At 40.6% G+C, this 19,737-nt stretch carries 15 protein-coding genes and 1 pseudogene; 10 read left to right on the top strand and 6 right to left on the bottom strand.

Features of this window, described 5'->3' with window-relative positions; translation table 11 throughout:
• Positions 1 to 23 precede the first annotated feature (23 nt).
• The 8 genes from P3L44_RS01865 to P3L44_RS01830 all read left to right on the top strand — a co-directional run bounded on the left by P3L44_RS01865 (position 24) and on the right by P3L44_RS01830 (position 7,546).
• Positions 24 to 782, top strand: coding sequence for a HesA/MoeB/ThiF family protein (locus P3L44_RS01865; RefSeq protein ID WP_140172911.1), 759 nt, complete (start codon positions 24 to 26; stop codon positions 780 to 782).
• On the top strand, positions 770 to 970 hold the full coding sequence (thiS, locus tag P3L44_RS01860) for a sulfur carrier protein ThiS (protein WP_004264499.1): 201 nt from the start codon (positions 770 to 772) through the stop codon (positions 968 to 970). Before P3L44_RS01865 ends, thiS begins: the two co-directional genes overlap by 13 nt.
• A 2-nt stretch (positions 971 to 972) precedes the next feature.
• A complete protein-coding gene (locus P3L44_RS01855; protein ID WP_272662820.1) occupies positions 973 to 1,743 on the top strand; it encodes a thiazole synthase in 771 nt (256 codons plus the stop codon).
• Complete coding sequence (thiH, locus tag P3L44_RS01850) at positions 1,740 to 2,861, top strand: 2-iminoacetate synthase ThiH (RefSeq protein WP_110592643.1); 1,122 nt, start codon at positions 1,740 to 1,742, stop codon at positions 2,859 to 2,861. The genes P3L44_RS01855 and thiH overlap by 4 nt, the downstream gene beginning before the upstream one ends.
• Before the next feature lie 327 nt (positions 2,862 to 3,188).
• Positions 3,189 to 4,991, top strand: coding sequence for an arylsulfotransferase family protein (locus tag P3L44_RS01845; protein ID WP_140172914.1), 1,803 nt, complete (start codon positions 3,189 to 3,191; stop codon positions 4,989 to 4,991).
• 12 nt (positions 4,992 to 5,003) lie between these two features.
• Positions 5,004 to 5,762: an ABC transporter permease gene (locus tag P3L44_RS01840; RefSeq protein ID WP_272662821.1), complete on the top strand. Its 759-nt coding sequence runs from the start codon at positions 5,004 to 5,006 to the stop codon at positions 5,760 to 5,762.
• A gap of 2 nt (positions 5,763 to 5,764) precedes the next feature.
• A complete protein-coding gene (locus P3L44_RS01835) occupies positions 5,765 to 6,532 on the top strand; it encodes an ABC transporter ATP-binding protein (RefSeq protein WP_227528881.1) in 768 nt (255 codons plus the stop codon).
• Positions 6,533 to 6,544: 12 nt separating this feature from the next.
• Positions 6,545 to 7,546 (top strand): ABC transporter substrate-binding protein, encoded by a 1,002-nt coding sequence (locus P3L44_RS01830; protein WP_125895097.1) that lies wholly within the window; start codon positions 6,545 to 6,547, stop codon positions 7,544 to 7,546.
• A gap of 80 nt (positions 7,547 to 7,626) precedes the next feature.
• On the opposite strand, the gene P3L44_RS01825 is transcribed toward P3L44_RS01830, so the two are convergent.
• Complete coding sequence (locus P3L44_RS01825; protein ID WP_272662822.1) at positions 7,627 to 8,928, bottom strand: uracil/xanthine transporter; 1,302 nt, start codon at positions 8,926 to 8,928, stop codon at positions 7,627 to 7,629.
• Positions 8,929 to 9,658: 730 nt separating this feature from the next.
• Between P3L44_RS01825 and pepT the strand changes: the two genes are divergently transcribed.
• The gene (gene pepT / locus P3L44_RS01820) at positions 9,659 to 10,912 is read left to right on the top strand and encodes a peptidase T (protein WP_272662823.1); all 1,254 of its coding nucleotides are present in this window, start codon (positions 9,659 to 9,661) and stop codon (positions 10,910 to 10,912) included.
• Positions 10,909 to 12,282, top strand: coding sequence for a C4-dicarboxylate transporter DcuC (gene dcuC, locus P3L44_RS01815; RefSeq protein WP_004264398.1), 1,374 nt, complete (start codon positions 10,909 to 10,911; stop codon positions 12,280 to 12,282). The genes pepT and dcuC overlap by 4 nt, the downstream gene beginning before the upstream one ends.
• Before the next feature lie 71 nt (positions 12,283 to 12,353).
• Here dcuC and P3L44_RS01810 read toward each other — a convergent pair.
• The 5 genes and pseudogenes from P3L44_RS01810 to rpoC all read right to left on the bottom strand — a co-directional run.
• Positions 12,354 to 12,935, bottom strand: a pseudogene (locus P3L44_RS01810) (VWA domain-containing protein); the annotation flags it as partial.
• 67 nt (positions 12,936 to 13,002) lie between these two features.
• Positions 13,003 to 13,779, bottom strand: coding sequence for an IS21-like element helper ATPase IstB (istB, locus tag P3L44_RS01805; RefSeq protein ID WP_040133147.1), 777 nt, complete (start codon positions 13,777 to 13,779; stop codon positions 13,003 to 13,005).
• Positions 13,776 to 14,798 carry an IS21 family transposase gene (gene istA / locus P3L44_RS01800; RefSeq protein ID WP_316928257.1) on the bottom strand — a complete coding sequence of 341 codons (1,023 nt, stop codon included), beginning with the start codon at positions 14,796 to 14,798 and terminating at the stop codon, positions 13,776 to 13,778. The genes istB and istA overlap by 4 nt, the downstream gene beginning before the upstream one ends.
• A 75-nt stretch (positions 14,799 to 14,873) precedes the next feature.
• Positions 14,874 to 15,263 (bottom strand): hypothetical protein, encoded by a 390-nt coding sequence (locus P3L44_RS01795; RefSeq protein ID WP_410480044.1) that lies wholly within the window; start codon positions 15,261 to 15,263, stop codon positions 14,874 to 14,876.
• 203 nt (positions 15,264 to 15,466) lie between these two features.
• Positions 15,467 to 19,690, bottom strand: coding sequence for a DNA-directed RNA polymerase subunit beta' (gene rpoC, locus P3L44_RS01790; protein ID WP_109913197.1), 4,224 nt, complete (start codon positions 19,688 to 19,690; stop codon positions 15,467 to 15,469).
• Positions 19,691 to 19,737 lie beyond the last annotated feature (47 nt).

Raw genomic sequence — 19,737 nt, 5'->3', positions numbered from 1 at the left:
GTGATGATTTAAGGAATTCAATCATGTTAAGTGACCAAGAATTCATGCGTTACAGCCGTCAGCTACTACTCGAAGACATTAGTCCCGAGGGGCAACAAAAACTCAAAAATAGCAAAGTCCTCATTGTCGGCTTAGGGGGGTTAGGCTCCCCCGCGTCCCTTTATTTAACGGGGGCTGGTGTCGGCGAATTGTGGCTAGCTGACCACGATGACTTGCACGTTTCTAACTTACAACGGCAGGTACTTTACGATACCGATGATATCGGCCAGCCAAAAGCCCAGCTTGCCGCAGATAGGCTGCATCGGCTCAATCCATTGGTAAGACCCCATGTTGTCGCACAGAAGTTGGATGTTGAGACTTTAATTCCTTTAGCTGAACAAGTCGATTTAGTGCTTGATTGCTGCGATAACATGGCCACTCGCCATGCGGTCAATACCGCTTGTGTCATGACCAATACAACCTTAGTTAGCGGTAGTGCGGTTGGGTTTGGCGGCCAATTAATGGTACTTGAGCCGCCATTTAGCACCGGTTGCTATGCCTGTTTATATCCAGACCAAGATGAACCTGAGCGCAACTGCCGCACTGCCGGGGTATTAGGGCCTGTAGTTGGAATTATCGGCACGTTGCAAGCACTAGAAGCCATTAAATTACTTGTCGGCCTTCCCTCTTCACTGAGCGGTAAATTGCGTTTATTTGATGGGAAACAGCAACAATGGAATACATTGCAATTAACGCCGTCATTGCAATGTCCAATCTGTCGGGAAGAAACATGCATATCATAATTAACGACCAACCTATGGAATTCGACGCCCCACTGACGGTTAATCAATTATTTTCCACTCTCAACCGGCCAATAGTGGGAACTGCACTTGCTATCAACCAAGTGATCATTCCGAAGAGTCAGTGGGATTCACATCTCATTAATGACCAAGACAATATCTTGTTATTTCAAGCTATCGCTGGGGGCTAATAATGTTAAAAATCGCAGATTTAACTTTTCACTCACGCCTGTTTACTGGAACAGGTAAATTTGCCAGCGCCAACCTAATGCAAGACGCCATTGAGGCATCCGGCAGTCAATTGGTGACAATGGCAATGAAACGTATTGACTTACGTGGGCAAGATGATGGTATTTTACAGCCACTGCAAGAATTGGGTGTGAAGCTATTACCGAATACCTCCGGTGCGAAAAATGCCCAAGAGGCGGTATTTGCAGCGCGCCTAGCTCGAGAAGCCCTCGGTACCAATTGGGTCAAACTTGAGATCCATCCAGATATGCGTTATTTGCTACCCGATCCCATCGAGACATTACTCGCCGCAGAGCAGCTCGTTAAAGAGGGATTTGTTGTATTGCCTTATTGCAGCGCAGATCCAGTACTCTGTCGTCGTTTGGAAGAAGTAGGCTGTGCCGCTGTGATGCCATTAGGCTCACCGATTGGCACAAACAAAGGCTTAGCAACTAAAGAAATGCTCCGTATCATTATTGAACAAGCTTCTGTGCCTGTCGTCGTAGATGCCGGAATTGGTGCGCCAAGCCATGCGGCAGAAGCCATCGAAATGGGTGCCGATGCCGTTTTAGTCAATACCGCAATCGCGGTAGCGAAGCAACCGGTACTTATGGCAAAAGCGTTTAAACTCGCGGTCGAAGCCGCTGAATTGGCCTATCAAAGTGGGTTAGCTGCACCGAAGCAACAGGCGCAAGCGTCCAGCCCATTGACCCGTTTTTTAGGGGCCTTATCATGATCCCAAGTTTCCAAGAACGCTTACAAGCACTGGATTGGGACGATACGACACTGCGGATAAACAGTAAAACACCTGTCGATGTGGAACACGCTTTGGCGACAGATATACTCACACTCGATGATTTTATGGCGCTGCTTTCCCCTGCTGCCCGTCCCTATATTGAGCTGATGGCACAAAAAGCCCAGAAACTCACCCGCCAACGCTTTGGCCATGCTGTTGGCTTTTACGTGCCACTTTATTTATCGAACCTATGCGCAAACGATTGTACTTATTGCGGTTTCTCGATGAGTAATAAAATTAAGCGAAAAACGCTAAATGACGCTGAAATCATCAATGAGTGCGAAACCATTCGCAAAATTGGTTTTGATAGCTTATTACTGGTTACAGGGGAGCACCAAAGTAAAGTGGGTATGGACTACTTCCGCCACACATTCCCCATCATTCGCCCTTATTTCAGTTCGTTAATGATGGAAGTGCAGCCACTAAGCACAGATGAATATAAGGAGTTGAAAACTTTGGGGTTAGACGGTGTGATGGTTTATCAAGAAACCTACCATGAGCCCACGTATCAACTACATCATCTCAAAGGTAAAAAGCAGGATTTTCACTGGCGCCTAGCCACTCCAGAACGTTTAGGAGAAGCAGGTATAGATAAAATCGGCCTTGGCGCGTTAATTGGTTTATCAAACAGTTGGCGTACCGATTGCTATATGGTTGCAGAACATTTGTTGTACTTACAGCAATACTACTGGCAAAGTCGTTATTCTATCTCTTTTCCTCGCTTGCGCCCTTGTGCAGGTGGCGTTGAACCAGCATCACTGATGAATGAAGCCGAATTAGTGCAATTGATTTGTGCTTTTCGCCTACTGGCGCCGAATGTCGAGCTTTCACTCTCAACCCGTGAATCACCTTATTTCCGTGATCACGTGGTACCATTGGCAATTAACAACGTCAGTGCCGGCTCAAAAACCCAACCGGGGGGCTATGCAGATACCAAAGAAGAGCTAGAACAATTTTCTCCAAATGATAACCGCAGTGCCGCTCAAGTCGCACATGCCCTTGTGCAAGCCGGTTTACAGCCCGTTTGGAAAGATTGGGATAGTTATTTAGGCCGTTAAATCTTGCGGGCTAACGCGATGTTAGCCCGCAAGTAACGATCAGTAAATGAATTCATATATAGTTTAATATCATTCATACTGTGCTACTAATCATAAAATATGAGCAATACTTATTGCCATCACTAGGAAAAAATCAATCATATTTTTAACTTTTTGTATTAATTACGTATTATATTCTTATTACGTAACATTATAAATATAAAAACTTAATAGAACATTACTTTATTGTTCTATTAAGTTATAACACCATAATAAAAGATATTTCAAAATCCATTACCTTTATACCATTATTCCACATAGAAAAAATTTACTATAGGAATATTTAATATGGGACACCCAAGTATTTATCCTTCAGGAACTACTATTTTCAATAAAGAAAAAACATTTAGTGGTTATACCCTTTTTAACGCACCTGGAAAAGGTGCGCTATTAATTGATATGAATGGTCGAGAAGTGCATTTATGGCAAGGAGTTGATGGTTTTCCTAATAAAATTTTACCTGGTGGATATTTATTTGGTAGTCATGGTTTGCGATCACCTAAATATGGTGTTCAAGATCAAGTTGATTTAGTTCAATTTGATTGGGATGGTAACATTATATGGTCATTCAATAAATTAGAAAGAATACAAGATCCCAATCAAGAAATAATATGGATGGCAAGACAACATCATGATTTTCAACGTGATGGAAACCCAGTTGGTTATTACTCTCCTACATTAACATCACAAACCCATAGCGGAAATACTCTAATACTATGCCATAAGAATATTTACAAACCTGAAATATCAGATAAATGGCTACTTGATGATATTTTTATCGAAGTAGATTGGCAAGGTAATATTATCTGGCAATGGGCATTTAGCGATCACTTTTCAGAATTAAATTTCAGCGAAGAAGCTAGAAATGTTTTATATCGTAACCCAAATATGCGTAGTGCTGGTGGAGGCATGGGAGATTATCTACATATTAATACCATGTCTCGTATAGGACCAAATCTACATTATGATCATGGAGACGAACGTTTTCATCCTGATAATATTATTTGGGATTCTAGAGAAGCAAATATAATCGGAATAACGAGCCGAAAAACTGGAAAAATAGTTTGGCAATTAGGGCCCGATTATAACGACAAACAAGTTCATCATCTTGGTTGGATTATCGGACCTCATCATGCTCATATTATACCTCATGGCCTTCCAGGAGCAGGAAATCTGTTAATTTTTGATAATGGAGGCTGGGCAGGTTATGGAACACCAAACCCTTCATCTGTATATGGCTTAAAAAATGCATGGCGAGATAGTTCTCGAGTATTAGAAATAAACCCAGTTACTCTCGAAATTATTTGGCAACATGATGCAGAAAAACTAGGCTTTGCCGCTCCCATGGATTCAAGTCGATTCTATAGCCCATATGTAAGTAGCGCTCAGCGTCTACCAAATGGTAATACTTTAATTACCGAAGGCTCAAATGGGCGATTGATTGAAATAACAGATGAACATGAGATTGTGTGGGAATATGTCTCGCCTTACTGGCGAGAAGGAAAAAAACGCAATAATATGATCTATCGTGCTTATAGAATCCCTTATGATTGGATCCCTCAATTAGATATACCTGAAGAAAATAGCATAGCACCTATGGATGTCTCTCAATTCCGATTACCAAATGCAGCTCCTAAAGATACAATTACAGGAGTGTATATCGAAGGAATAATAAAACATAAAGTTTCAGATGATGATATCTTATGTATTGCTCGAACTAGAGATAATCATCCCTCTAAAAAATCTGATACCTTTTTCTTTTCCGATAACATATATGAAATAGATAGTAAAACATTCGACTCAATTATTAATGAAAATAAAAATAATTTGATATTCTTCGGTACTAGTTGGTGCAATAAATGTAAAGTATTGAGTGAGTTATTACCTTCATTAGTAAAACGTTACTCAATCAATAAAATCAATTATCTCTCTGTAGATAATTCTGTTGAAATCCTTCAAAAGTATTCACTTAGAAGCATACCTATTATTGCAGTTTCAAATAATGGGAAATTAGTGGATAAACTCGTTGGATTACAGGATACAACAACATATGTGAGTTTCCTCAATCAATATTTCGACAAAATAAGTTGAGGCTTATATATCATGTTGAAAAACAGTTTTTTCTTGCTTCTACTTCCAGTTATTATTTTTACAACTTGGTATATTACAACAACAGTTGGAGGTGTTTCTCCTGTTATTTTTCCATCTATTCCACAAGCATGGCATTCTTTGAATTTCCAGCTATATTCTGGGCAATTATGGCAAGATTTATCAATTAGTTTATCCCGAGTATTAATAGCCTTTTTTATCGCTGCTATTTTTGCTTTTTTTCTTGGTATTATCATGGCATTGTCGCTACGAACAAACCAAATTTTCAACCTAACATTAAATGCTATACGTCAAATTCCTCCACTAGCATGGATACCATTATTGATTTTATGGTTTGGGATTGGTGAAGTAACTAAAATTATTCTTATTATAAAAATTGCCTTTTTCCCTATCTTACTAAGTACTATCAATGGAATACAAACGACACCTATGACTTATATTGAATTAGGTAATCTTTATCAATTCAATATCTGGCAAAAATTACGAAAAATTTATATTCCATCACTACTTCCCAACCTATTTACAGGTTTAAGGCTTGCAATGGGGTTATCTTGGGCAACAGTTGTTGCAGCAGAAATGATCGCAGCTAACTCGGGTATTGGCTATCGCATCAATGATGCCCGGATTATGCTAGATTCCCCAGTCGTTATAGTGGGTATTCTTGTTATCGGTATAGTCGGTTTATTATTAGATAAAATTTTATTAATTATATCTTATTACCTTCTGCCATGGTTAAGAAGAGAAAGGAGATAGATATGCTGTCAATCAAAAATGGATTTAAAAACTTTACTATCAATAATAAATTACTTCCTGTTTTAGAAGATATTAACCTTCAAGTTCAACAAGGTGAATTTGTTGCTATCGTTGGCCATAGTGGTTGTGGGAAAAGTACTTTACTACGCATAATTGCAGGCTTAAACCAATTCAATAGTGGAAGTGTACTATTTAAAAATAAAGAGATAACCAAACCAAATATAGAAAGAGGAATGATTTTTCAAGAAAATAGGCTTCTACCTTGGTTAACAATTGCCGATAATATCGCTTTCGGATTAGACCATATAGATAAAAAAACGAAGAAAATTCTAGTTGAAAATTATTTAAAACTCGTAAATTTGACTGAGTTTGCTAATGCTTATCCCAAACAACTCTCAGGAGGAATGGCACAACGTGCAGCAATTGCCCGTACCATAATCACCCAACCTGAACTATTGTTATTGGATGAACCGCTTGGTGCACTTGATGCTTTAACCAAAATTGAGATGCAACGAGAGATTTTATCTATCAAACAAGAAAAGCAACTGACGATGATTTTAGTTACTCATGATATTGAAGAGGCAATATATTTGGGAAATCGAGTAATTATAATGTCATCCCGCCCTGGAAACATAAAAAAAATAATTGATATTAATCTTCCTTATCCACGAAATCGAGGCAGTTCTGATTTTGCATATTATAAAAGAATTATTCTTCAAGAATTTTTTGATAATTCTGCAGAACTTTTTGCAAGTGAATATGAAATCTAGAAGGAACATATCATGGTATTATTAAATTATATCAAATTTCCTATTATAGTATTAATTTCGTTCATTTTAGTTGGTTGTGGGGATGAAAGTCTACCTGACAGTAAAAATAATGAAAAAATTGTTCGTATTGGTACAGCAGATAATAATGGTCGTTTAAGTGGTTTGCTCGGTTTAGCAAAACAGCTAGGATATCTTGAAGAAGAGCTACAAAAAGTTGATTACCAATATTCCATTTCTGGTTTTGCAGGAGCAGGGCCTGCCGTCAATGAAGGCCTAGCGACAAATGCCATTGATATTGCTGTTTATGCTGATTTTCCAGGAATTATAGCCACATCGAGAGGTGTACCCTTAAAATTAATCATGTCAGAGGATTCTTCCATCAATGCCAATATCGCAGTAAGAAAAGATAGCAATATTCACTCATTAGCTGACCTTAAAGGCAAGAAAGTTGCATTACCACGAGGAACGTATATGCAACGGTATTTCACGCTATTTATTGAACAACAAGGGTATAAATTATCTGACTTCAATATTATTCAAATGACAAATGATGCTGAATCCGCATTATTAAACGGAGCAATTGATGCGATGGTATGGACTGAGCAAAGTACCGCCCGTTTGGAAAATAAATCCCCAACGATTACAACACTTTATTCAACCCGTACTGAACCTGAACTCTCAGGTATTTCTGTTATCGTAGGGCGAGAAGCATTCATAAATCAAAATGAGAATGTGATTAAAGCAATGAGTATTGCTTTATTAAAAGCAAGTAAATATGCGCAAAACAATCCCGATCAGGCAGAAATTTTACTTGCTAAAGAAAGCGATACTAATGTTGAAATCATTAAAAAAATACATGATTTTCATAGTATAGATAGTTTTTCTAAACGCTATTCCGTTAATATTACTGATAATGACATCAGTAAGTTAAAGCAAACTCAACAATTTTTGATTGATAACAAAATCATCACTAAGCCTATTGATATAAAAAATTGGGTTTATACTAAAAAATAAACGCCCAAATGAAACCATATCCCTTTTTATTTCTTTTCTAGCAAAGATTTTTCTTCATCTTTGCTTTTTTTATCAAAATATTAAGCAATGTTATCCCACTTGATCGTATTTTCTAAAATAAGTGCCAATATAATGCCCATGAGTAACCCATTACCTAGTAAAGAACTAAACATTGTTGGCAAAGAATTTAATACCGCAGCAGGTGCTGACATCAAAAAGATGCCAATAAAAATAGGTAATGCGAGGCGATAAATATTACGTGCATTCAGTTTCATATCCGCAAGAAATGAAAATGAAGAAAATAGCAGCGGCAAATAAGTCGCTAACATAACCGCGCTACCAATGGCTAACGGCAAAGAGCGGAAAAATTGAGTCAATACCGCAATACCCCCCACACATAAGAAAATAAGGCTGCCAATAGTAAAAGAGATACGTGAACTGTCTTTTGTTTGAGTAATTAGACCAATAGATGAGACAAACGGTGAAAAAGGCACTACGCCTATCGGCGCTGCTAATATTGTTACAACCCCTGACATCATAAAACTACGCCGATATAAGGATTTAACGGGTAATGAATTGGGATAAAAAACATCAGTTCCTCGCATCGCTCCAAACGTATTGGATGTGTTTAATATTCCAGCCAAAATCGCTGTCAGCACAATACTTATATTGATTTCATCGGATCTACCTAATGGAAATAACACCCATTGCCCTGATGAAACAGGTGATATCGTGCTGCCAAATAACCCACTATAAGCAAGCCATCCGGTAATTGTTCCAATCAATAATACATATTTACTGATACTCATAGGTAAATAAATGATCATTGCGATGACAAATATCAGTACTGCGAGGGCTAAAAAGAAGACAGGATAATTAACTGTAATATTTTCACTGCCAACACCAAATGGTAGTCCTAACATCCCTTTTAAAAAAATAGTGACCAGTTGAGCACCAAGTAAAAACATAAACACCACAAGCACTCCCGGCTTGAACAAACCAGCTAACCAACCACCAAGACCGCTTAAACCAATAAAAATGGTAATAATCCCAGACAGAAAAATCCCTATAGCCAAGCTCCATCCTATCGTCTCAAGAGAAGTTCCTTGCATAGATTCTGACAAGGTTACGGTTAAAATTGTTGCCCACCACAACCCTGTCGGCCCTTCCATTACTGAGCGCTTGTGCCCTAAGAATGCTTGCAATAAACAAGCCAGAGCTGTTAATAAGAAAGCATATTGGGTAATAACAAATGTAGTTTGTGGTGATAAATGAAAAGCGGACTGTAACGTCGGAGGAATAACAACCGTATTACAAAAGATAAAAAAGAACCATTGAAAACCTGAGATAATGTTATTTTTACTTATCGTAAAATTAGGCATATTGGTTCCTTGCTTCATATTTATGTATACATTTGCATGTTTTAAATTTGATTTTTTATCAAACTATGCAAAATAAATGGTATTGTTAATTTTATCATGACAAAAAAATCACTTGTATACCATTAAAACACCGCTTATTTTACAAATATGAAATTTACGATATTTTTCATTCATTAATCCAATTTATATATCTATAGTTAAACGCCCATAAAAACAACAACATACTTCAAAACCAAAACAACAAAAACCTCTCATATTTGATAATAAAAACACCAGTGAGTGGTCACTTATCTTATAAAAACAACAATATGCACTATTAAACACCATTCTGGATTTTATATATATTGATAAAATAAAAAATATAAAGAATGAAAATATTATTTAAAATAATATCACTGAGCTATAAACCATGTATTTATAAACAGATCTAAGATAAGGAGGGAAAAAATGTTTCTAACTAAAATAAAACATTTTTCATCTTTAATATCAATAAATTAACAACAAAAAAAACTGAAGAGGATAACAACGTTCATTCTAATCCATTATTCAAATAATGCCACTATTAATTATCAATTTTATATTCTCACTAACATTTCTTAGAAAAATTCAACAGGTCTGATATTCAGAATATCTTTAATTGTGATACAAGAATAATACTGTGAAATTAAATTACAGCCACAGATATAACTAATGTAAAATGCATTCTATAAGATGCTGGGGAATAAAAAGAATGAATATTGTTGAGCGGTTTATTTCTTATACCAAAATTAACACCACCACTGATAGGGAAAAGGGTGCGGCAGGAATTATGCCTTCCTCAGAAGGACAACGCGTCCTTGCGAAACAGCTGGTCCAAGAGTTAGAAGCTCTGGGCGTTGAAGATATTAAGCTGCGTGACACAGCTATTGTCACCGCAACTTTGCCTTCCAATCTTGATTATGATGTCCCAACCGTCGCTTTCTTCGGCCATTTAGACACTAGCGCAGAACAAACCAATGATACTAAAGCACAAATTTTGCCATACACCGGTGAAGATTTATGCATGAATAAAGAGCTTAATATTTATCTACGTAAGAGTGAGTTCCCTGAATTAGTGAATTACATTGGTGATGACATAATTGTCACTGATGGAACTAGCCTATTAGGTGCTGACGATAAAGCAGCAATTGCCTCTATCATGGATATGCTGCAATACTTTAAGCAAAATCCAGAAATTAAGCACGGCACCATTAAAATTGGTTTCGTTCCAGATGAAGAGCAAGGCCTCCGTGGCGCAAAAGTCTTTGATGTTAAAGAGTTTGGTGCTGATTTTGCCTATACCTTGGACTGCTGCGGTATCGGTGAACTGGTGTATGAAAACTGGAACGCAGGTGATGCCGAAATCATCTTTACGGGTAAATCGGCTCATCCAATGTCCGCAAAAGGCAAACTGGTTAACTCATTATTAATGGCACAAAAATTTATTGCCATGTTACCGGGTGGTGAAGCTCCTGAGTATACCGATGGACGCGAAGGCTATTATTGGGTGAAACAAATGTCAGGTAACAGCGCCCGTACTCTTTTAAAAATGGATGTGCGTGATTTTACCGAAGACGGCTATCGCAAACGTATGGCTTTCTTAAAACAATTAGCAGAGAGCTGCGAAAGCCTTTGGGGAAGCGAAAGTGTTGTTTGTAAGCTATCAGACCGCTACTCTAACGTTTACAATAGCCTACAAGGTGATAACCGTTACCCTATTGATATTGCCGTTGATGCCTACCAAGCTTGTGGTATCACACCAAAAGTCATTCCTATGCGTGGGGGTTATGATGGAGCTGCATTATCGCAAAATGGATTGCCTTGCCCTAATATCTTCACAGGCGCACATAACTTCCATTCAATCTATGAATATTTACCCGTTAAATCCCTACATGCCGCCAGCGATGTATTAAAACAAGTGGTACAAATCACCGCAGAACGCTTCAAACCAGGAGCTAAAGCATGATCCCAATTCTAACGGTTCTGATTATCGTTGTTTTGGTTGCGCGATTTATTTTGAAGGGGTACAAAGCTGAGCCAGTACTATTAATCGCTGGCTTAGTATTGATGATATTCACCCTAGCCCTTGGTTGGGGTCCTATCCTCCCTAAAAATGTCGCCACCACCGGTATCACTTGGCTCGACCCATTTGAAGTCATGCGAGATTTATTCAGTAGCCGCGCAGCGGATCTCGGTTTAATGATCATGGCATTGATGGGCTTTGCGCACTATATGGACCATATCGGTGCCAATGAAGCGGTAGTACGTGTTGCAACTAAACCACTGAAAAATATGCGTTCACCTTATGTACTGCTATTTTTCTCTTTCTTGCTGGCAAGTATCTTGCAATTAGCTATCCCATCAGCAACAGGCTTAGCAGTGTTGTTAATGGGGACCATGTTCCCAATTATGATTGGTTTGGGATTATCACCTGCTTCTGCGGCTGGGGTTATCGCAACTTCTCTTGGGGTGGCTTATACACCAACCGCGATTGATGCCATTCGTGGTGCGAAAGCGGTCGATATGTCTGTCGTTGAGTATGTGCTTTACTATCAAGGGCCAGCGGCATTAGCCACTGTATTGGTCGTCGGTATTACCCATATTTTCTGGCAACGTCACTGTGACCGAAAACAAGGTTTCGTACCTGAAATTGGTAAAGCCGTTCAGTCACATGAAAAAGAAGAAATTACTAAGTCAGTTCCTGGATATTATGCACTTCTTCCTATGCTCCCCATTATTATGGCAGTAGGAACGTCCAATTTGTTCTTTTCCGGTATTCACTTAGATGTTGTGACTATCGTGCTGATTGCGATGGCCATTTGCATGGTGATTGAAACACTTCGCGTACGTAATTTTAAAGCGGTTTGTAATGGCTTCCAAACATTTCTAAATGGTATGGGTCATGCATTCAGTAATGTGGTCGGCTTATTGGTTGCCGCTGGAGTGTTCGCTCATGGTATTAAAGTCAGTGGAGCAATTGACCAACTGATTTTAGGTGCTGAATCCGTCGGTTTGCCACCATTTGCCATGGCGATTGTGTTCGCACTCGTCACACTTGCCGCTGCTATTATTATGGGTTCAGGTAATGCGCCATTCCTCGCGTTCGTTGAGTTAATTCCACAAATTGCACATAGTATGGGCGTTAACCCTATTGCAATGATTTTACCAATGCAACAAGCCTCACACATGGGCCGAGGTATGTCCCCAGTCGCGGGGGTAATCATTGCCGTATCCAGTGGTGCAAAACTGCAGCCATTTGATGTGGTAAAACGAACCGCCGTGCCGCTGATGGTAGGTTTTGTGGCTCACTGTGCGATCATTGGTATTTTTTACTAATTACTATATTTATCATTCACATAATTAAAGCGGGAAATATTCCCGCTTTTACTTTTTCTAGCTAACCAATTCTAATGTTTACACTGACAATCTGAGTGGTCATCATGCTTGGGATCAGGGCAGCAAGAATCTATGGTCTTTTTTATAATATCAGACAATGTATTCACAGTATTTATAATGAGTGGCAAGTTTTCACAGACAGAATCACACTCTGAAAGCCTTCGATCTGGTTTGGCTGGTGGTATTAAGCTATCACATAATATTTCCTGTAAAACCAACGAGAAATTTGCAATCCCTGTGGTGTAAATGTACGCACGTCCGTCGGTTTCTTTGGCTAGTCGTTCATACTCCCTCGTCACGTTATCTCTATCAGCAAGAGTCGGAAAACGATCTAGATTTGTTGGGCTATCATCCGGTGTACCTTGGTAGGTATACACCTTAATTCCTCTTTCTTGGGCGACAGATATGGCTTCATTATTTTTTGCAATCGCAGCACGAGTAAGAATTCCACCGCCACCTTCCATCCCTTCATCACCCAGCACAAAAATAGCCCTACGCGCATCATCTCGCCAATCAAAGTGTTTACTAATATCAATAACCGCACGACATAAATCTTCTTTATTTCCAGCATGATCTCGTCCATCGGATTCTTTTGTCAATGGCAGTTTAATTTTGACCCCTTTAAGGCTCCAGTTGGCAATTTACAATTGACCCCATTGACTACACTTCAGACACGATTGGCGCAATGCCTATTTTACGCTTATCCTTTAAACGATAACTTTCACCGCTAATTTGAATCACATGACAGTGATGCAATAATCTATCTAACATCGCAGCTGTCAATGTTGTATCATGGGCAAATGCGCTTGCCCATTGACTGAAGGGCAAATTACTAGTTAATAACGTACTTCCTTTTTCGTACCGCTTGGCTATTACGTTGAAAAAGAGATTCGCTTCTTCTCGCCCAAAAGGTAAATAACCAATTTCATCAATAATTAGGAGCTTGGGACTTATCACAACCCGTTGTAAGTAGGATTTTAATTTACCTTGATTATGTGCGGTTCCCAGTTGTAACATTAAATCTGCTGCGGTAATAAATCGCGTTTTTATATTCGACATAATCGCTTTATAGCCGAGAGCTATCGCTAAATGGGTTTTTCCAACACCGCTCGGACCCAGCATAACAACGTTCTCATGACGTTCAATAAAACTGAGACCTGATAATTCAATTAGTTGGGATTTAGGAACACCGCTAGCAAAGTTAAAGTCATATTCCTCAAGCGTTTTGATGTTAGGTAACCCTGCAAACTGCAAGAGTGTCGCCTTAGTACGCTGCATCTTAGCATTGATTTCCTCAATCAGAAGTTTTTCAATAAAGTCAGCATACGACCCTTCTTGTTCAAGGTGTTTTTCAGCAATCCTAGGCCAGCTTTCAGGTAATGCGTAGAGTCCTAGTTGGCGACAAGCATCAGCAATACGTTCAGATTGTAAATTCATAATGTTCCCTGCAACAGTTGATCATAGACGCTAAGCGGATGCTGTAGGCTTTCAAATGGCATCGGTGTCATCTTTATCTTCTGATAGCTATCAATATTGCCAAACTTTATCGGCAATGGCAGTAAGGCATTCTGCTCTGTGATTAAGCGTTGGTTCGGTATTTCACCTGTCGTACCGTGGACTCTTGCATTGGCAACTTGAGTTAACCAGTAACCGACATAACCATTTGCAGTTTGGACATCCAGTTGTAACTCTGACATCCTTAATGTTGCTTGTAATGGCACAACAAAGCTTGATTTTAGGTAACGGTTAAAACGTTCAACTTTCCCCTTTGTTTTGGCTCGATAAGGGCGACAAACGGTCAGGTTAAAACCATAATCCTGAGCAAGAGATAAAAGCTTAGGATTCCAACGATGCTCTCCTACTCGGTAAGCATCACGCTCAAGGATGATCGCCTTTGCGTTATCAAAAAGAATCTCATGAGGAACACCGCCAAAAAACTCGAAGCTACGGACTAATCCATCAACCCATGCATCGGTTCGTTCATTGTCATAAAAATGAACATAACTGGCTCGAGAGTAACCTAGCGTTGCAACAAACGCCTTTAATGCCTGTTTACCTCGCCGAATAATGGTAAAATCAACTTGCAACTGCTTTCCTGGCTTTGTTTCAAATCGTACAAGAGGTTCTGGCAATGCTTTAGGTTTTAAAGTCGCTAGATATCCACTTAATATTCGACGTTTTCCTTGATATCCCAAAGCAAGAATTTCTTCATAAAGAACGGATGCCGGTATCCAATCAGGATGAGCCGCATCAATCCGAGACTGAATATAGTCTTTAAATGGTTCTAGTTTGCTTGGACGATGAGTTTTACGCTGATAAACAGGTTTAGTATCAGTACGTTGCAAATACTTTTTAATCGTATTACGCGCTAGACCTGTTTCACGAGCAATCCTTTTGATCGACTTCCCCTGTTGTTTGAGAACTTTTATTGTCACAACCTTCTCCTGAGTTAACATTGAAAAGCGGCCTCACAAGTAAAACCGCAATATTACGTCAGGGGTCAAAATTCAATTGCCAATATGGGGTCATTTTTACACTGCCAGTAACACTTTAAACGGTAATCTTGCTTGTAGATCCCTTTCGTTCGCACCGATCTTAATTAAATATTCACTGGCAGATTGATCAAACTTCGTATTTGCCCAAGTCCCTTCGATACCTAAAAATGTCGCCCGAAGGTGAGATGGACACTTTGCTGATGCCGCCTCAATCGTCGCATCAATCTGTTTACTTAAATCCCCTGCTTCATCAGACATTGAGCCACTAGTATCAATAACAACAACTAAATCTAATGCAATTTGCCCATTTCCCGTCACTATCTGAGATGTATTTATGGCCCCTAATGAGTCTGATAATATTCCATGATAAGCCGAGAGATTAGCTTGATTCACATCAACCTGTTCATTTGTCTTTTTTTTATCCATCGCATATTCCTATTAAATAATTTAAAAATAATTTTTATTACCGTTTATTTTTAGCCAAGCAATTTATTATTCATTTTTTTTACTGCTGGATATATTTTAAAAATAGAAATACGCGTTACATATTCAGATAAACCTAAGACATAAAAAAAGCCAGTACCTTTCGGCACTGGCTTTTGTCAGGCGTTTTACAGTGAAATCAGAAATTAGTTCTGGTTGTCACTGCTAAAACCTGCATTTAACAGCTCAGCTAAGTTTGCTGTTGCTTCGTCTGCACTGACTTGTGGTGCATCCACAACATCGTTCAGATGACGGCGGCGGATACGGTCTTGGTGATACGCAAAACCAGTACCTGCTGGGATCAGGCGTCCAACAATTACGTTTTCTTTCAGACCACGTAATTCGTCACGTTTACCCGCAACTGCGGCTTCAGTCAGTACGCGTGTCGTTTCTTGGAACGATGCTGCTGAGATAAAGGATTCTGTTGCCAGAGATGCCTTAGTAATACCCAACAGGTCACGAGCAAAGTTCGCTGGAATTTTGCCTTCTTGTTCCAGTTTACGGTTAGAAACTTTAACACGTGAGTACTCGACTTGTTCACCTTCGAGGAATTCAGAACTTCCTGCATCCGCGATAGTCACTTTACGCAGCATCTGACGAACGATAACTTCAATGTGTTTATCGTTAATCTTAACGCCTTGTAAGCGGTAAACTTCCTGAACCTCGTTAGTGATATAACGCGTAACAGCATGGACACCACGCAGACGCAGAATATCGTGTGGAGATTCTGGACCATCGGAAACCACGTCACCACGTTCAACGATCTCACCTTCGAACACGTTGAGTTGACGCCATTTAGGGATCATCTCTTCGTACGGATCGCTACCATCTAATGGTGTGATAACCAGACGACGTTTCCCTTTGGTTTCTTTACCAAACGAGATAATACCGCTGATTTCAGCCAAGATTGCAGGCTCTTTCGGACGACGTGCTTCGAACAAGTCAGCTACGCGTGGTAGACCACCCGTGATATCTTTAGTACCCACAGATTCTTGTGGAATACGCGCTAAGGTATCACCGACGTTGATTGCGATGCCATCATCTAACTGAACAATTGCTTTACCCGGTAAGAAGTACTGAGCAGGCATGTCCGTGTTAGGAATAAGAACATCGTTACCATTTGCGTCAATAACACGTAGTGCAGGACGCAGGTCTTTACCACCACTGGTACGTTCCGCAGTATCCAGAACAACGATTGAAGACAGACCGGTTAATTCGTCAGTCTGACGCGTCATTGTTTGGCCATCAAGCATGTCAGAGAAGCTGATAATACCCGATACTTCACTGACAACTGGCATTGTATGTGGATCCCAGTTCGCAACAGTTTCACCGCCCGTTACTGCATCGCCATCACCTTTCGTCAAGTGCGCACCGTAAGGGACTTTATAGCTTTCTTTCGTACGACCGAATTCATCAATCAGACGCAGTTCTGTATTACGTGAAGTAATAACCAGTTTGCCTTCTGAGTTCGTAACGAATTTAGCGTTAACCAGTTTCAGGGTACCTGTGTTACGGACTTGAATGCTAGATTCTGCCGCCGCACGAGATGCCGCACCCCCGATGTGGAACGTACGCATCGTTAACTGTGTACCCGGCTCACCGATTGACTGTGCCGCGATAACCCCGATAGCTTCACCTTTATTGATGATATGACCACGAGCAAGGTCACGACCATAACAGTGAGCACACACACCGAAGTCAGTTTCACAACTTACAACTGAACGAACTTTAACGCTGTCGACTGAGTTAGCTTCTAACAGGTCACACAGTTTTTCGTGCAGTAATGTATTACGTGGAACCAGAATGTCTGCCGTTCCTGGGATCAGGATATCTTCTGCAGTCACACGACCCAATACACGCTCACGCAGTGGTTCTTTAACGTCGCCACCCTCGATAACCGGAGTCATCAGGATACCTTCGTGAGTTCCACAGTCGTCTTCAGTTACCACCAAGTCCTGTGCAACGTCAACTAAACGACGTGTCAGATAACCGGAGTTCGCTGTTTTCAATGCGGTATCGGCAAGACCTTTACGCGCACCGTGCGTAGAAATAAAGTACTGGAGAACGTTCAGACCTTCACGGAAGTTTGCCGTGATTGGTGTTTCGATGATTGAGCCATCTGGCTTAGCCATCAGACCACGCATACCGGCTAGCTGACGAATCTGAGCTGCAGAACCACGAGCACCGGAATCGGCCATCATAAAGATACTGTTGAAAGAAACTTGTTGTTCTTCGACGCCATCACGGTTAATAACCGCTTCAGTCGACAAGTTTTCCATCATCGCTTTAGCAACACGTTCGTTTGCCGCTGCCCAGATATCGATAACTTTGTTGTAACGTTCGCCTGCTGTAACCAGACCAGACTGGAACTGTTCCTGAATTTCTGCAACTTCAGCTTCTGCTTCGGCGATAATTCCAGCTTTTTTCTCTGGAATAACCATATCATCGATACCAACTGATGCACCAGAACGTGCCGCATAGGCAAAACCGGTATACATGATTTGGTCAGCAAAAATAACAGTAGGCTTCAGGCCCAGAACACGGTAACAGGTGTTCAGCATTTTAGAGATCGCTTTTTTACCTAACGCTTGGTTAACCAATTCATAAGGCAGACCTTTCGGTACGATCATCCATAAAATTGCACGACCAACAGTGGTGTCAACTAAACCAGTGTTGATTGTAATGTTACCTTCCGAATCTTTTACTTCTTCAGTGATACGGACTTTAACGCGGGCATGCAGTGACGCATGACCTGAACGGTAAACACGCTCAGCTTCTTTAGGACCGGCTAATACCATGCCCTCGCCTTTCGCGTTTACGCAGTCACGTGTCATGTAGTAAAGACCCAATACAACGTCCTGAGAAGGAACGATGATCGGCTCACCACTTGCAGGTGACAGGATGTTGTTGGTTGACATCATCAACGCACGTGCTTCTAACTGAGCTTCCAGAGTCAGAGGAACGTGTACCGCCATTTGGTCTCCATCGAAGTCGGCGTTATATGCCGCACAAACGAGTGGGTGCAATTGGATAGCTTTACCTTCGATAAGAATAGGTTCGAAAGCTTGGATACCCAGACGGTGAAGTGTTGGTGCACGGTTCAACATGACTGGGTGTTCACGGATGACTTCATCCAAGATATCCCAAACAACCGCTTCTTCGCGCTCAACCATTTTCTTCGCAGCTTTAATGGTTGTAGCCAGACCACGTAATTCTAATTTGCCATAGATAAATGGTTTGAATAACTCAAGAGCCATTTTCTTCGGCAGACCGCACTGATGCAGGCGCAGGTATGGACCTACGGTGATAACAGAACGACCTGAGTAGTCAACACGCTTACCAAGTAAGTTCTGACGGAAACGACCTTGTTTACCTTTGATCATATCTGCCAAAGATTTCAGAGGACGTTTGTTAGAACCAGTGATTGCGCGACCACGACGACCGTTATCTAACAGGGCGTCAACCGCTTCTTGCAGCATACGTTTTTCGTTACGTACGATGATGTCTGGCGCAGCCAGATCCAGAAGACGTTTCAGACGGTTATTACGGTTGATTACGCGACGATACAGATCGTTCAGATCTGATGTTGCGAAACGACCACCATCCAGTGGAACTAATGGACGCAGATCCGGTGGTAATACTGGTAATACGTTTAAGATCATCCACTCTGGTTTGTTACCAGATTGAATGAATGCTTCCAGCAGTTTGATACGCTTGGTCAGCTTCTTACGCTTAGTTTCAGAGTTAGTTTCATTTAACTCTTCGCGCAGCGTTTCACACTCGTTCTCAAGATCGAGGTTTTTCAGCAGGCCTTGGATAGCTTCCGCACCCATTTTCGCATCAAATTCGTCACCGAACTCTTCCAGCGCATCTAAATATTGCTCTTCTGTCAGAATTTGTGCACGCTCAAGGCTAGTCATACCGCCTTCAACAACTACATATGATTCAAAGTACAGAACGCGTTCAATATCACGCAGTGGCATATCGAGCAGCAAACCGATACGGGATGGCAGTGATTTTAAGAACCAAATGTGTGCAGTCGGAGATGCAAGTTCAATGTGACCCATGCGCTCACGACGGACTTTGGTCTGTGTAACTTCTACGCCACACTTCTCACAAATCACACCGCGGTGTTTTAAACGTTTGTACTTACCGCACAGACATTCGTAGTCTTTTACTGGCCCGAAAATACGCGCACAGAAAAGACCATCACGTTCAGGTTTGAACGTACGGTAGTTAATGGTTTCTGGCTTTTTAACTTCACCGAATGACCATGAACGGATCATATCAGGTGATGCCAGAGCAATCTTGATAGCATCAAACTCTTCGGTCTTGGTTTGCGCTTTCAGAAACTTTATTAAGTCTTTCACAAAATGCTCCTGTCGGAGTTAGACCTGTCAGGTGAGTGTTCAAAGAC

Source organism: Providencia sp. PROV175 (genome assembly GCF_032707045.1).
GTDB lineage: Bacteria > Pseudomonadota > Gammaproteobacteria > Enterobacterales > Enterobacteriaceae > Providencia > Providencia hangzhouensis.
Note: the sequence above shows the minus strand (reverse complement) of the source record. Positions and strands in the feature narration are given on the sequence as shown.

Bases quoted from the DNA above. Each gene is read 5' to 3' on its own strand.
- P3L44_RS01865 (WP_140172911.1), top strand. From the start codon at position 24: ATGTTAAGTGACCAAGAATTCATGCGTTACAGCCGTCAGCTACTACTC.
- thiS (WP_004264499.1), top strand. From the start codon at position 770: ATGCATATCATAATTAACGACCAACCTATGGAATTCGACGCCCCACTG.
- P3L44_RS01855 (WP_272662820.1), top strand. From the start codon at position 973: ATGTTAAAAATCGCAGATTTAACTTTTCACTCACGCCTGTTTACTGGA.
- thiH (WP_110592643.1), top strand. From the start codon at position 1,740: ATGATCCCAAGTTTCCAAGAACGCTTACAAGCACTGGATTGGGACGAT.
- P3L44_RS01845 (WP_140172914.1), top strand. From the start codon at position 3,189: ATGGGACACCCAAGTATTTATCCTTCAGGAACTACTATTTTCAATAAA.
- P3L44_RS01840 (WP_272662821.1), top strand. From the start codon at position 5,004: ATGTTGAAAAACAGTTTTTTCTTGCTTCTACTTCCAGTTATTATTTTT.
- P3L44_RS01835 (WP_227528881.1), top strand. From the start codon at position 5,765: ATGCTGTCAATCAAAAATGGATTTAAAAACTTTACTATCAATAATAAA.
- P3L44_RS01830 (WP_125895097.1), top strand. From the start codon at position 6,545: ATGGTATTATTAAATTATATCAAATTTCCTATTATAGTATTAATTTCG.
- P3L44_RS01825 (WP_272662822.1), bottom strand. From the start codon at position 8,928: ATGCCTAATTTTACGATAAGTAAAAATAACATTATCTCAGGTTTTCAA.
- pepT (WP_272662823.1), top strand. From the start codon at position 9,659: ATGAATATTGTTGAGCGGTTTATTTCTTATACCAAAATTAACACCACC.
- dcuC (WP_004264398.1), top strand. From the start codon at position 10,909: ATGATCCCAATTCTAACGGTTCTGATTATCGTTGTTTTGGTTGCGCGA.
- istB (WP_040133147.1), bottom strand. From the start codon at position 13,779: ATGAATTTACAATCTGAACGTATTGCTGATGCTTGTCGCCAACTAGGA.
- istA (WP_316928257.1), bottom strand. From the start codon at position 14,798: ATGTTAACTCAGGAGAAGGTTGTGACAATAAAAGTTCTCAAACAACAG.
- P3L44_RS01795 (WP_410480044.1), bottom strand. From the start codon at position 15,263: ATGGATAAAAAAAAGACAAATGAACAGGTTGATGTGAATCAAGCTAAT.